We start from the raw sequence: 13,498 nt of genomic DNA on the forward strand, positions 1-13,498 counted from the left end.
GACCTGGGGGCGGGCGGGGCGGCGGGCCGGGGGGGGCGCGGGGGCGGGCCAGGACCCTGACGAGACCCCCCCCCCCCCGGCCGTGGCGGGCTGGGGCGGCAGGTGGTGGGTCAGAACCGCCTGGTCACAGGCTGATCGCTACTGCTCGACCGATCAGTTGTCGACCGGGCGGACCCGGATCCAGGTCTCCAGGTAGTTCGAGGACTCGTTCTCGACCTCGATGCTGGTACCGGTCTTCGGGACGTCCACGCCGCTGTACGGGTTGTCCTTGGACCACCACGACTTCAGGTCCGAGAACTCGTCGACACCCTTGGCCTTCGGGACGACCGTCTCGACGCCGTTCTTGTGCAGGGTCAGCTGGCTGGTCTTGCGCGAGCCGAAGGTCGAGTCGTAACCCTGCATGCGCGGACGCAGCAGGGCGCCGTCGCTCCACTTGAGCGGGGTCGGGTGCGAGTCGATCGGCAGGATCAGACCGTGGCCCGGGTGGGCGCTGACGTTGTTGTTGGGCTGCGACTCGTCCCAGAACCAGATCAGCAGACCGGGCTGGTACGGGTAGTACTCGACCCACTTCGGCCGGCTGTTGCCCCAACCGAAGTTGTACGGGCCGGTCTTCAGGGTCTGGTCGAAGGAGACGTACTGGCGGTTCTCCGCGATGTAGTACTGCCCGTAGTCCTTGGTGTAGCTGCCGGCGAAGCGGGTGAAGCCCTTGGCCACCCAGCCGTTGTCACCGTTCTCGACGTCGTCGCTGAAGATCGTCGAACCGTCGGCGGTCACCGAGATGTCGTCGACGGCGAAGCCGCGGTAGTGCAGGCCACCGTCGGTGGTGTTGTGGAAGCGGACCTTGACGGCCTTGCCGGCGTAGGCGTCCAGCGAGAAGGACACGTCGCCCCAGGCGGCGGTGAGGCCGGTCAGGGCCGCGCGGCCGCCAGCGTCCTTCGTGATCGGCTTGCCGTTCCAGGTGCCGTCCAGGGCGGTCCAGTTGGTGCCGCCGTCGGTGGAGACCTCGGCGAAGGCGTAGTCGAAGTTCGCCTCCAGCTCGTACCAGGCCTTGGCGTTCAGGCTGGCCTTGGTCTTGCCGGTCAGGTCGATGTCACGGGTGAGCGTGACGTTCAAGTTGTCGGCGCTGCCGCTCCACCACTCGCTCTTGCCCGAAGCGGGCTTGTTGATGTCGGTGGGGATGGTCTTCTTCGGCAGCTCGACGACCAGGGCCTGCGGGAGGCTGCTGTTGTACTCGACCGGGCCGATGTGGTGGGTCGACTCGGTGCCGGCCTTGGCCTTGTCGAACTTCAGCCAGCCGAGCTTGAGCTTGCTCCAGGCGTCGAGGTCGTTCGGCATGTCGCCGATGGCGCCCTTGCCCTCGCCGAGCCAGGAACCGGAGGACATCAGCGACCAGAAGCCGACCGAGTTGTCGATGCCGGTGCCGGCGGTGTCGTAGAGGTCCGGCAGACCGAGGTCGTGGCCGTACTCGTGGGCGAAGACGCCGAGGCCGCCGTTCTCCGGCTGCATCGTGTAGTCGCCGATCCAGAAGCCGGAGTCGCCGACCTGGACGCCGCCGAGCTTGTTGTCGGCCGGGCCCGCCTGGCCGTTCAGGTTGCCGTAGGCGTAGGCGCGGTGGGCCCACAGGGCCTTGCTGCCCTGCTTGCCGCCGCCGGCCGACTTGTCCTCACCGGCGTGCACGATCTGGAAGTGGTCGATGTACCCGTCGGGCTGGTTGAAGTTCCCGTCGTTGTGGGAACCGTAGCGGTCCCACTGGTCGTACGACGCCAGGGTGGCCTTGAGCTGCTCCTTGGTCTGCCCCTTGGCCAGCTGGTCCTTGTACCAGATGTCCACGGCGTCGCGGATCAGGTCCTGGGCGCTGTCGCAGACGTTGGAGCCGCAGTAGTCCGAGCCGTACCGGGCCTCGTTCCACGGCACCCGCACCCAGTCCGAGACCACGCCGTCGACCGAGTAGCGGCCCGAGGACTGCTTCTCGTAGAAGGTCTTCAGCGAGGGCTTGTCCTTGGAGAAGTACAGCTCCTGGAAGTGCTGCTGGTTGTAGTCGGCCTGCCAGGCGGTCGAGTTGTCGTTGGCGCGGTCCGGCTTCTCGATCTCGTTGTGCTTCGGGCCGGCCTCACCGCCGTACATGACCTTGCCGTCTGCGGTCTTGGTGGTGTTGTCCACCTGGTCGCCGAAGTCGACGAGGATGGTGAAGATCTTGTCCGTGCGCTCGCGACCGAGCTCCACGTACTTGTCCTTGCCCAGCTTGATGCTGCTGCTGCCGTTGTGCTGCTCGACCTGGGCGGTGCCCGCGATCAGCTGCTCGGTGGCGGCCTTCTGCTCGGCCTCGACCTTCTCGGTCAGCGGGCCCGGCAGGTTGTGCTCGATGTTGGCGGACTGGACGGCGTCGGCCGGGTCCCTGGGTGCGGGAGCCGAGCCCGCGGCGACGGCGGTGGCCGGGAACAGGCCCGCGCCGAGCGCGACTATGACCGCTGCGGCCGTGGCAGCCGCAGCGGATCTCCTGATGTTCTTCAAAGTTGTGACGTCCTCCCCGACCGGGGCCAGCTCTTGGCCAAAGCCCGGCAAACCAAAATGAAAGACAGGTGGACGTCATTTGATACAAGCGTGGACAAAAAAGATAGCCCTTGACCATGACATGGCCACGGCGCTATCCTGCGCAACTTCCCATCAGCTGACCATATGTCAACCGTATGTCCGTTAAAGCTTACTGAGAAATCGGACGCACCCGCACCAGCCCGCCGCGAGGCCATCCGCCCTCGCCCACGGGCACCCCCGGTCCGGCCGGCCGGAACGCACCGAGCCCCCGGCGCGGACGCCGGGGGCTCGGTAGCTGTGAAGTTGTCTGTTAAATGTTGCTACTTCGTCAGGTCCGGACCGGACGAGGCGACCTCGGCCGGGGTGTCCGCGACGGCCGACTTCTCCTCACCGCGGAAGGTGAACTTGGCCTCCTTGCCCTCACCCTCGACACCGACGACCACGATGTGGCCGGCCCGCAGCTCGCCGAAGAGGATCTTCTCGGAGAGGTGGTCCTCGATCTCGCGCTGGATGGTGCGACGCAGCGGCCGGGCACCCAGGATCGGGTCGTAGCCGCGCTTGGCCAGCAGCTTCTTGGCCTCGACGCTGAGCTCCAGGCCCATGTCCTTGTCCTTGAGGCGGCCGTCCACCTTGTCGATCATCAGGTCGACGATCTGGATGATGTCTTCCTCGGACAGCTGGTGGAACACCACGATGTCGTCGACGCGGTTCAGGAACTCGGGGCGGAAGTGCTGCTTGAGCTCCTCGCCGACCTTCGCCTTCATCCGCTCGTACCCGGTCGTGGAGTCACCCGTGGCCGCGAAGCCCAGGTTGAAGCCCTTGGAGATGTCCCGGGTGCCGAGGTTGGTCGTCATGATGATGACGGTGTTCTTGAAGTCGACCACGCGGCCCTGGGAGTCGGTCAGGCGACCGTCCTCCAGGATCTGCAGCAGCGAGTTGAAGATGTCCGGGTGGGCCTTCTCGACCTCGTCGAAGAGGACGACGGAGAACGGCTTGCGGCGGACCTTCTCGGTCAGCTGGCCGCCCTCCTCGTAGCCCACGTACCCGGGGGGCGAACCGAAGAGCCGGGAGACGGTGTGCTTCTCGGAGAACTCGGACATGTCGAGCGCGATCAGCGCGTCCTCGTCGCCGAAGAGGAACTCGGCGAGCGTCTTGGACAGCTCGGTCTTACCGACGCCGGACGGGCCGGCGAAGATGAACGAGCCGCCGGGGCGCTTCGGGTCCTTGAGGCCCGCACGGGTGCGCCGGATGGCCTGGGAGAGCGCCTTGATGGCGTCCTTCTGGCCGATGACGCGCTTGTGCAGCTCGTCCTCCATGCGCAGCAGCCGCGAGGTCTCCTCCTCGGTCAGCTTGAAGACCGGGATGCCGGTGGCGGTGGCCAGGACCTCGGCGATGAGCTCCTCGTTGACCTCCGCGACGACGTCCATGTCGCCGGCCTTCCACTCCTTCTCGCGCTTGGCCTTGGCCTGGAGGAGCTGCTTCTCGTCGTCGCGCAGGGACGCGGCCTTCTCGAAGTCCTGCGCGTCGATCGCGCTCTCCTTCTCGCGGCGCACGTCGGCGATCTTCTCGTCGAACTCGCGCAGGTCCGGCGGCGCGGTCATCCGGCGGATGCGCATTCGGGAGCCGGCCTCGTCGATCAGGTCGATCGCCTTGTCCGGCAGGAAGCGGTCCGAGATGTAGCGGTCGGCCAGGGTGGCGGCGGCGACCAGCGCGGAGTCCGTGATGGAGACCCGGTGGTGGGCCTCGTAGCGGTCGCGCAGACCCTTGAGGATCTCGATGGTGTGCGGCAGTGACGGCTCGGCGACCTGGATCGGCTGGAAGCGGCGCTCCAGCGCGGCGTCCTTCTCCAGGTGCTTGCGGTACTCGTCCAGGGTGGTGGCACCGATGGTCTGCAGCTCGCCGCGGGCCAGCATCGGCTTGAGGATGCTGGCGGCGTCGATGGCGCCCTCGGCGGCGCCCGCGCCGACCAGGGTGTGCAGCTCGTCGATGAACAGGATGATGTCGCCGCGGGTGCGGATCTCCTTGAGCACCTTCTTCAGGCGCTCCTCGAAGTCACCGCGGTAGCGCGAGCCGGCCACCAGGGCGCCCAGGTCCAGCGTGTAGAGCTGCTTGTCCTTGAGCGTCTCCGGGACCTCGCCCTTGACGATCGCCTGCGCCAGGCCCTCGACCACGGCGGTCTTGCCCACGCCGGGCTCGCCGATCAGGACCGGGTTGTTCTTGGTGCGGCGGGACAGCACCTGCATGACCCGCTCGATCTCCTTCTCGCGCCCGATGACCGGGTCGAGCTTGGCCTCGCGGGCGGCCTGGGTGAGGTTGCGGCCGAACTGGTCCAGGACCAGCGAGGTCGACGGGGTGCCCTCGGCGGGCCCGCCGGCCGTGGCCGACTCCTTGCCGCCGCCGGTCTGGTAGCCGGAGAGCAGCTGGATGACCTGCTGGCGCACCCGGTTGAGGTCGGCGCCCAGCTTGACCAGGACCTGGGCGGCGACGCCCTCGCCCTCGCGGATCAGACCGAGCAGGATGTGCTCGGTGCCGATGTAGTTGTGGCCGAGCTGCAGCGCCTCCCGGAGCGACAGCTCCAGGACCTTCTTCGCCCGCGGGGTGAAGGGAATGTGGCCGGACGGGGCCTGCTGCCCCTGGCCGATGATCTCCTCGACCTGCTGGCGCACGGCCTCAAGGGAAATCCCGAGGCTCTCCAGGGCCTTGGCGGCGACGCCCTCGCCCTCGTGGATCAGACCCAGGAGGATGTGCTCGGTGCCGATGTAGTTGTGGTTGAGCATCCGGGCTTCTTCCTGAGCCAGGACGACAACCCGCCGCGCGCGGTCGGTGAACCTCTCGAACATCGTTTATCGCTCCTCAGAGCGGTCGGGCAGTTCGGGGTCGGTCCCCGCCCTGTCCTTCCGCATGCTAGTCCCGCTCAGCGGCGCGGCCCACGGATTCACTCCCCGGTACGGGAGCGAGATGCTGCGCGACCATCCGACACCAATCCCAACCTGATGCTGGGAAACGGTGTTCCCACAGGTGGCCCGGATGCACCGGATACCGCTACGCCATCGGCGAACAAGAACCGCCGGGGCGGAGCCGGGCCGTCTCCGGCCGGTCACGCATGCTGCCCCTGGACGGGTCCAAGAACCCGTCCACCTGCATTCATACCCGGTATCGGGGCGCTTCTCGCGCAGTTTCCGCGGTGGCGGTGTTCGCCTGGCGAGAAGTCGCGTCGCGGCGACGGCGGTTCGGCACGGCCGGTGCGGCAGGTACGCCGCCCGGTGGTGCCGGCGTTACCGCTTCGCCCTTACAGCGTTGCACAGCTCGTGATTGTTCCGCCGCCCGAGCCCGCGCCCCGGACGCCCCCCGGTACCGGTGCTGCTGCGGCCCCCGGGGTGCGCGCCGCGGGGCGCGGAGGAGAGTCCTCCGCGCCCCGCGCGTGTGTCGTCGGCGCCGTGTGCGGCCGCCGGGGCCCCGCATCCGCTCCGGCGTTCCGGCGGCGCCGGGGTCAGGACGCGTTGGCCTTGTCGTAGGCCTCGCGGACGGTGCTCGGCACCCGGCCGCGGTCGTTGACCTCCATGCCCTGCTCCTTGGCCCACGCGCGGATCTTCGCGGTGTCCGGCGCGCTGCCGGACGGGCGCGGCGCGGTGCCGCGACCCGGGCGCCGCGGGCCGGCGAGCCGGCCGCTCTGCTTGCGGCCCTTCTCCACGTACGGCGCCAGCAGACCGCGCAGCTTGTCCGCGTTGGCGCTCTTCAGGTCGATCTCGTAGGCAACGCCGTCGAGCGCGAACGTCACCGTCTCGTCCGCCGAACCACCGTCGAGATCGTCTTCAAGAATGACCTGCACCCTCTGTGCCACGGGCTTCCCTTTCCGCTAAACGACCCATTGCCTAAGGAAAGGAAAGCGCCTTTCTCCGGAAAACACAAACCCTTGACCGGCGCGGAGCCGCTCAGAGGTGCAGCAGCATGCGCGAGTTGCCCAGTGTGTTGGGCTTCACCCGCTCCAGGTCAAGGAACTCCGCGACACCTTCATCGTACGAGCGGAGAAGTTCTTCATAGACATCCGTAGCGATCGCCGCCGGGTCTGTCGTACCATCATCGGTTTCCTGAAGCTCACCGATCTCGACGAAACCGTGTTTCGCGAAGAACGGAACCTCGAACGTCAAGCAGAAAATCCGACGGACGCCGAGCCAGCGTGCGGTCTGCAGCAGCTTCTCCAGCAGCAGATGTCCGACCCCGAAGCCCCGGCAGGACGGATCGACGGCGAGCGTGCGGACTTCGGCCAGGTCCTCCCACATCACGTGCAGGGCGCCGCAGGCCACCACCGCACCGGTGTCGTCGCGTTCGGCGACCCAGAACTCCTGGACGGATTCGAACAGTGTGACTGTGGGCTTGTCGAGCAGAATGCCGTTGCGTGAGTAGGCGTCGATGAGCCCGCGTACGGTCCGCACGTCCGTGGTCCGCGCACGGCGGATGGTGACCTCCATGGCCGGGACGTTATCGTGTCGCGCCCGGCGGGGTCTCCCCGGTATCCGGTCCCGGCTCCGCGGATTCGGCGGGGGCCGGATCCGACGGGAACAGAGCGGCGACCCGCAAGGCGTCCCGCAGTGCCTCGCGCTGGCCGGGCGACATCAGGCCGAAGAAGTGCACCAGGGCCGCGGCCGGATTGTCACTGGTGGCCCACGCGTCGTTCATCAGCGCCGCGGTGTACGCCTCGCGGGACGAGACCGGTTCATATCGATAGGCCCGGCCGACCCGCTCGCGGCGCAGCCAGCCCTTTCTGTGGAGCTTGTCCAGGACGGTCATCACCGTGGTGTACGCGATTTCGCGTTCCGACTGCAGATCCAGGAGAACCTCGCGAACCGTCACCGGTCGGTTCCACTGCCACACCCGGGTCATGATGGCGTTCTCAAGTTCACCGAGTTGCCGGACCATAGTGCGGCCAGGATAGGGAGTGAATGGGGCAAATCTTGTGAAGTGCGCCAAACCGGCGCGCCGCCACCCCCGGAATCGGGAATGGCGGCGCGTCGGTGGTTCGGCGGCTGACGGTGTCAGTCGCGGGTTCGCTCGCGGGTCAGTCGAGGTCTTCCTTGGCCTTCTGGGCTCCGCCCTGGCTGCGGATGATGGCCCGCACCAGGAATCCGAAGCCGATCGCCATGACCAGCGGCGGCACGATCGCGCTGACGTAGTCCATCAGTCACTCCTCCTCGGTCTTCTCCGCCGTCGCGGCGGAAGCCTTCGCCTCCGGCTTCACCAGCGGGAAGAGCACGGTCTCCCGGATGTTCTTGCCGGTCAGCAGCATGATCAGGCGGTCCACCCCGAGGCCGAGGCCGCCGGTCGGCGGCATCGCGTACTCCAGGGCCCGCAGGAAGTCCTCGTCGATCTGCATCGCCTCGACGTCGCCGCCGGCCGCCAGCAGGGACTGCGCGGTCAGGCGGGCGCGCTGCTCGACCGGGTCGACCAGCTCGGAGTAGGCGGTGCCGATCTCGGTACCGAAGATCACCAGGTCCCACTTCTCGGCCACGCCCGGCACCGAGCGGTGCTGGCGGGTCAGCGGGGAGACCTCGGTCGGGTAGTCCTTGATGAAGGTCGGCCGGACGGCGTTCTCCTCCAGCAGGCGCTCGACCATCTCCAGCACGATCTGACCGTGGCCCCAGTCCTTGTCGAACGGGATGCCGTGGTCGAAGGCCAGCTTGCGCAGCTCCTCGACGCCGGTCTCCGGGGTGACCTCGACGCCCAGGCGGGCGGAGATGCCCGGGTAGACGGAGACCTCCTCCCACGGCTCGGCCAGGTCGATCTCGTGCTCCACGCCGTGCGCGTCCAGGCCCTTGATCACCGTGGTGCCCAGCGCGTCCCGGGCCGCGTTGACGATCGTCTCGCGGATCAGCTCGGCCTGGGTGTCGTAGTCGCCGTACGCCTCGTACGACTCCAGCGAGGTGAACTCCGGGTTGTGGGTGGAGTCCGCGCCCTCGTTGCGGAAGTTGCGGTTGATCTCGAAGACCTTCTCGGCGCCGCCGACCACCAGCCGCTTGAGGTACAGCTCGGGGGCGATGCGCATGTAGAGGTCGATGTCGTACGCGTTGATGTGCGTCTTGAACGGGCGGGCGTTGGCGCCGCCGTGCACCGGCTGCAGCATCGGGGTCTCGACCTCGATGTAGCCGCGGTCCTCGTAGGTGCGGCGGATCGAGCGGACCACCTTGCTGCGCAGGTGCAGGATCTCGCGGGCCTCGGGGTTGACGATCAGGTCGACGTACCGCTGGCGGACCCGGGCCTCCGGGTCGGTCAGGCCCTTGTGCTTGTCCGGCAGCGGGCGCAGGCACTTGGCGGTGAGCTCCCAGCGGTCCACCATCACGGACAGCTCGCCGCGCTTGGAGGTGATCACCTCGCCCTCGACGCCGACCTGGTCGCCCAGGTCGATGTCCGTCTTCCAGGCCGCCAGCCGCTCCGCTCCCAGCTTGTCCAGGGAGAACATCACCTGGAGGTCGCCGGTGCCGTCGCGCAGCGTGGCGAAGCAGAGCTTGCCGCCGGTGCGGGAGAGGATCACCCGGCCGGTGACGCCGGCCCGCTCACCGGTCGCGGTGTCGGGCTCCAGGTCGGGGTGCTTGGCGCGCAGGTCCGCGATGGTGCTGGTGCGGGGGAAGCCGACCGGGTAGGGGTCGACACCGGCCGCCCGGAGCCGGTCCAGCTTCTCGCGCCGGACGCGCATCTGCTCGGGAAGGTCGTCGGTCGCGGGGATGGGGCTCTGATCGCTCACCCCACAAGGGTAGCCAGCCACACACCGTGCTCCGCCACGGGATAACGCAGGAGGGGGACCGCGTCGGCGGTCCCCCTCCTCGGGCGCGGGCGGCTCAGCCGGTGCCGGTGGCGAGTTCGATCTCGTCGGGATCCGGGGCGGCCGGGGGCGCGGGGTGAGCGGGGGGCTTGGGGCGGCGCCCGAAGAGTTCGGCCGGGGTGGGCATCCGGTGCGGGCGGGGCGGGTTCTGGGGGGCGGTGGGCCGCTCGGCGGGGGAGTCGGTGCTGCTCATCGTGATCCGTCCTCCAACAGGGGTGGGGAGACTGCTCGGGGGTGCGGCGGGGCTCGGTACGACGACGAGGTGGCGGTGCTGCCCGGTGGTGAGGGCGAGCCGCTCGCGGACGGCGGCCTCGGCCAGCGCGTGGCAGCGGCCGGCCAGCCGGGAGCGGCGGGCGCGTTCGCCGTGGCCGCACGGCTGGCGGGTCAGCCCGCGCAGCGCGGTGAGGTCCTCCGGGCCGGGCAGGTAGCCGTCGGTCACGGCCTCCTCCAGGCGTTCCAGGTAGCCGGGGGCACTGCCGGGCAGGGCTGCCCGGTAGCGCCCGAGGTCGGCGAGCAGGAAGGCGCGCAGCCGGCCGCCCTCCTGGACGGCCTCGTCGATCGCCTCGGTCAGACGCAGCGCGTCCTGGACGTCCTCCGCCCACAGCTCGGCGCCCGGCCCGGCGAACACCGGACGGTCGGGGAGCTGGAGGTGGACGGGGACGGCGGGGTGCAGGGCTTGGGCGAGGGCGCGGCGCAGCACGCGGACTTCGTCGGCGCTGAAGGCCATGCCGCCGCGCGATCCGTGTGGCGTAGGCATGGGCTGACACTACGTGAGGAATATCCGATTTGTCGGTAGCGTCGCGCCGACGCCCCACGTTCGGCCCGGCGGAATCGGCCGCGGGGGTGGGGGGAGGACGCGCGGCGGGGCGCCCCGCGCGCCCCGCGCGGGGGGGGGGGGGGGGGGGGCCCGCCCGCCCCCCCCCCCCGCCCCCCGCGCGGCCCCCCCCCGACGGTGGGCCCTGGGGGCCGGTCAGGCCGGGCGGTTGCGCTCGAAGACCAGGCGCAGGCCGATCAGGGTGAGCCAGGGCTCGTGCACGTCGATGGTGGAGGCCTCGCCGAGGACCAGGGGGGCCAGCCCGCCGGTGGCGATCACCTGGACGTCGTCCGGGTCCTTGGACAGCTCCTTGGCCATCCGGTCGACCAGGCCGTCGACCTGGCCCGCGAAGCCGTACAGGATGCCGGACTGCATGCCCTCGACGGTGTTCTTGCCGATCACGTTGCGGGGCTTGGCCAGCTCGATCTTGCGCAGTTGGGCGCCGCGGAGGCCGAGCGCCTCGACCGAGATCTCGATGCCGGGGGCGATCGCGCCGCCCACGTAGTCGCCGCGGGCGTTGACGGCGTCGAAGGTGGTGGCGGTGCCGAAGTCGACCACGATGCACGGGCCGCCGTACAGGTGGTTGGCGGCCAGGGCGTTGACGATCCGGTCGGCGCCGACCTCCTTGGGGTTGTCCATCAGGACGTGCACCCCGGTCTTCACGCCGGGCTCCACGATCACCGCGGGGACGTCGCCGTAGTAGCGGCGGGTCACCTCGCGCAGCTCGTGGAGCACGGCGGGAACGGACGAGCAGATCGCCAGGCCCTCCACCGCGGCCTCCCGGACCGCGGTGTGGTTGCCCATCAACCCCTGTAGCAGCACTGCCAGTTCATCGGCCGTGCGGCGCGAATCGGTCGAGATCCGCCAATGTTCCACCACGTCCTCGCCGTCGAACAGGCCGAGCGTGGTCTGGGTGTTGCCGACGTCGATGGTGAGGAGCATGGGGCGCTTTCTGCGAGTCGGGACGAGGGTCAGGCGCGCAGGTCGAGGCCGATGTCCAGGATCGGCGAGGAGTGGGTGAGCGCGCCCACCGCCAGGTAGTCGACACCAGTCTGGGCGACCTCGCGCGCGGTGGCCAGGGTCAGGCCGCCGGAGGCCTCCAGCTTCGCCCGGCCGGCCACCAGCTCGACGGCCTCCTTCAGCTGCGGGACGGTGAAGTTGTCCAGCAGGATCAGGTCGGCCCCGGCCGCCAGCACCGGCGGGATCTGCTCCAGGGTGTCGACCTCGATCTCGACCGGCAGGTCGGGGTAGGCGGCCTTGACGGCCCGGAAGGCCTCGGCGACGCCGCCGGCCGCGACCACGTGGTTGTCCTTGACCAGGGCGGCGTCGGACAGGGCCATCCGGTGGTTGGCGCCGCCGCCGCAGCGCACCGCGAACTTCTCCAGCGCGCGCAGGCCCGGGGTCGTCTTGCGGGTGTCCCGGACGACGGCGCCGGTGCCCTCCAGGGCGTCGGCCCAGGCGCGGGTCGCGGTGGCGATGCCGGACAGGTGGCAGAGCAGGTTGAGCGCGCTGCGCTCGGCGGTGAGCAGGTCGCGGGTGCGGGAGCGGACCGACAGCAGCACCTGGCCGGCCTCGACCCGGTCGCCGTCCTGGACGTGCCGCTCGACCTCGAACTCCTCCTCGCAGATCAGCGAGACGACCGCCTCGGCGATCCGCAGGCCGGCCACCACACCGGCCTGGCGGGCGGTGAAGTCGGCGGTGGCGACGGCCTCGGCGGGCACGGTGGCCACCGAGGTGACGTCCTCGCCGCCGGCCAGGTCCTCGGCCAGCGCCAGGGTGGCGATGTCCTCGACCTCGATCGGGTCCAGTCCGGCCTGCTCCAGCAGCTCGGCCAACTGCGGGTCCAGGCCGGTCTCGTAGCCCTCGCCGTCCCCGCAGGCGCAGCCGTCGCCGCAGCCGCCCTGGGCGTCGGCCAGGGGGAGTTCCTCGTGGGAGTGGGTCATGGTTCTACTGCTCCTCAGGGGTGCTGACGGGGTCGCCGGAGGCGGTGAGGGTGGTGATCAGGTGGCGCCGCCAGTGGGCGTCGTCGCGCTCGGGGAAGTCCTCGCGCCAGTGGCAGCCGCGGGTCTCCTCGCGCTGCGCGGCGGCCGCGACCAGCGCGGTGGAGACCAGCAGCAGGTTGGCGGCCTCCCAGGTCTCCACCCGCGGGTCGGCGGGCTTCTCCTCGGCGACGTGCGCGTGGGCCTGCTCGGCGAGCAGGGCCAGCCCGGCGGCGGCGCCGTCCATCGAGGCGGCCGAGCGCAGCACGCCGGCGCCGCGCGACATCAGCCGCTGGATCTCGGCGCGCGACTCGGGGGCGGGCAGCGGCACCGGCCGTGCGGCGCGGGCGGCGGCGACGTCCACGGCGCGCTCGGGCAGCGCGCCGTGGCGGTGCCGGTCGGCGAGGTCGGCGGCGATCCGCTCGGCGAAGACCAGGCCCTCCAGCAGCGAGTTGGAGGCCAGCCGGTTGGCGCCGTGCACCCCGGTGCAGGCGACCTCGCCGCAGGCGTACAGGCCGGGGACGCTGGTGCGGCCGTGCCGGTCGGTGCGGATGCCGCCGGAGGCGTAGTGCGCGGCCGGGGCGACCGGGATCGGCTCGGTGACCGGGTCGATGCCGTGCGCGCGGCAGGAGGCGAGGATGGTCGGGAAGCGCTGCTCCCACATCTCGGCGCCGAAGTGCCGCCCGTCCAGGTACATGTGCTCGGCGCCCTGCTCCTGCATGCGCCGGGTGATCGCCTTGGCGACGATGTCGCGCGGGGCCAGTTCGGCCAGCTCGTGCTGCCCGAGCATGAAGCGGGTGCCGTGCGCGTCCACCAGGTGGGCGCCCTCGCCGCGGACCGCCTCGGAGACCAGCGGCTGCTGGCCCTCGGCCTCCGGGCCGAGCCAGAGCACGGTCGGGTGGAACTGGACGAACTCCAGGTCGGTGACGGCGGCGCCGGCCCGCAGGGCGAGCGCCACGCCGTCGCCGGTGGAGACCGCCGGGTTGGTGGTGGCGGAGAAGACCTGGCCCATGCCGCCGGTGGCGAGCACCACCGCGCGGGCCCGGACGGCGCCGACGCCGTCGCGCTGGCCCTCGCCCATCACGTGCAGGGTGAGGCCGGCGGCGTGCCCGTCGGCGTCGGTGAGCAGGTCGAGGACGAGGGCGTGCTCGATCAGCTCGACGCCGGGGTCGCTGCGGACGGCTTCCACCAGGGCTCGCGATATCTCGGCGCCGGTGGCGTCCCCGCCGGCGTGCGCGATCCGGCGGCGGTGGTGGCCGCCCTCGCGGGTGAGCAGGATCTCGCCGTGGGGGGGGGGGGGGGGGTGTGGGGGGCCCGGGGGGGGACAGGCGGGGAGGGGGGGGGGCGCGGCGGGGCCGG

10 protein-coding genes are annotated in these 13,498 nt (G+C 70.5%); all 10 read right to left on the bottom strand.

Annotated features, from left to right (window positions below; genetic code table 11):
- Window positions 1-153 precede the first annotated feature (153 nt).
- Window positions 154-2,511, bottom strand: coding sequence for an immune inhibitor A domain-containing protein (locus tag ACFV6I_RS29735; protein WP_380428620.1), 2,358 nt, complete (start codon window positions 2,509-2,511; stop codon window positions 154-156).
- A 341-nt stretch (window positions 2,512-2,852) separates the two neighbouring features.
- Entirely contained in the window at window positions 2,853-5,372 is a 2,520-nt protein-coding gene (locus tag ACFV6I_RS29740; protein ID WP_063348824.1) for an ATP-dependent Clp protease ATP-binding subunit, read from the bottom strand.
- A 650-nt stretch (window positions 5,373-6,022) separates the two neighbouring features.
- Window positions 6,023-6,373: an Lsr2 family protein gene (locus ACFV6I_RS29745; RefSeq protein WP_063348825.1), complete on the bottom strand. Its 351-nt coding sequence runs from the start codon at window positions 6,371-6,373 to the stop codon at window positions 6,023-6,025.
- Window positions 6,374-6,464: 91 nt separating this feature from the next.
- Window positions 6,465-7,001: an amino-acid N-acetyltransferase gene (locus tag ACFV6I_RS29750; protein ID WP_063348826.1), complete on the bottom strand. Its 537-nt coding sequence runs from the start codon at window positions 6,999-7,001 to the stop codon at window positions 6,465-6,467.
- A gap of 10 nt (window positions 7,002-7,011) precedes the next feature.
- Window positions 7,012-7,449, bottom strand: a complete 438-nt coding sequence (locus ACFV6I_RS29755) for a BlaI/MecI/CopY family transcriptional regulator (protein WP_079135797.1) — start codon at window positions 7,447-7,449, stop codon at window positions 7,012-7,014.
- A 262-nt stretch (window positions 7,450-7,711) separates the two neighbouring features.
- The gene (gene lysX / locus ACFV6I_RS29760; RefSeq protein WP_079135798.1) at window positions 7,712-9,268 is read right to left on the bottom strand and encodes a bifunctional lysylphosphatidylglycerol synthetase/lysine--tRNA ligase LysX; all 1,557 of its coding nucleotides are present in this window, start codon (window positions 9,266-9,268) and stop codon (window positions 7,712-7,714) included.
- Window positions 9,269-9,362: 94 nt separating this feature from the next.
- Window positions 9,363-10,103, bottom strand: coding sequence for a hypothetical protein (locus tag ACFV6I_RS29765; protein WP_079135799.1), 741 nt, complete (start codon window positions 10,101-10,103; stop codon window positions 9,363-9,365).
- 213 nt (window positions 10,104-10,316) lie between these two features.
- Window positions 10,317-11,102, bottom strand: a complete 786-nt coding sequence (locus ACFV6I_RS29770) for a type III pantothenate kinase (RefSeq protein WP_063348829.1) — start codon at window positions 11,100-11,102, stop codon at window positions 10,317-10,319.
- Window positions 11,103-11,131: 29 nt separating this feature from the next.
- Window positions 11,132-12,103 (bottom strand): carboxylating nicotinate-nucleotide diphosphorylase, encoded by a 972-nt coding sequence (gene nadC, locus ACFV6I_RS29775; protein ID WP_063348830.1) that lies wholly within the window; start codon window positions 12,101-12,103, stop codon window positions 11,132-11,134.
- 4 nt (window positions 12,104-12,107) lie between these two features.
- Window positions 12,108-13,498: L-aspartate oxidase (locus ACFV6I_RS29780; protein WP_380428622.1), on the bottom strand; the 1,391-nt coding region annotated here is incomplete at its 5' end.

The sequence above is a fragment of the Kitasatospora sp. NPDC059803 genome (assembly GCF_042732255.1).
In the GTDB taxonomy this organism is placed as follows: Bacteria; Actinomycetota; Actinomycetes; order Streptomycetales; family Streptomycetaceae; genus Kitasatospora.

What these genes read in the sequence shown, in the direction of transcription:
- ACFV6I_RS29765 (WP_079135799.1), bottom strand. Translation starts at nt 10,103, where the DNA reads ATGCCTACGCCACACGGATCGCGCGGCGGCATGGCCTTCAGCGCCGAC.
- ACFV6I_RS29770 (WP_063348829.1), bottom strand. Translation starts at nt 11,102, where the DNA reads ATGCTCCTCACCATCGACGTCGGCAACACCCAGACCACGCTCGGCCTG.
- ACFV6I_RS29740 (WP_063348824.1), bottom strand. Translation starts at nt 5,372, where the DNA reads ATGTTCGAGAGGTTCACCGACCGCGCGCGGCGGGTTGTCGTCCTGGCT.
- ACFV6I_RS29750 (WP_063348826.1), bottom strand. Translation starts at nt 7,001, where the DNA reads ATGGAGGTCACCATCCGCCGTGCGCGGACCACGGACGTGCGGACCGTA.
- nadC (WP_063348830.1), bottom strand. Translation starts at nt 12,103, where the DNA reads ATGACCCACTCCCACGAGGAACTCCCCCTGGCCGACGCCCAGGGCGGC.
- ACFV6I_RS29755 (WP_079135797.1), bottom strand. Translation starts at nt 7,449, where the DNA reads ATGGTCCGGCAACTCGGTGAACTTGAGAACGCCATCATGACCCGGGTG.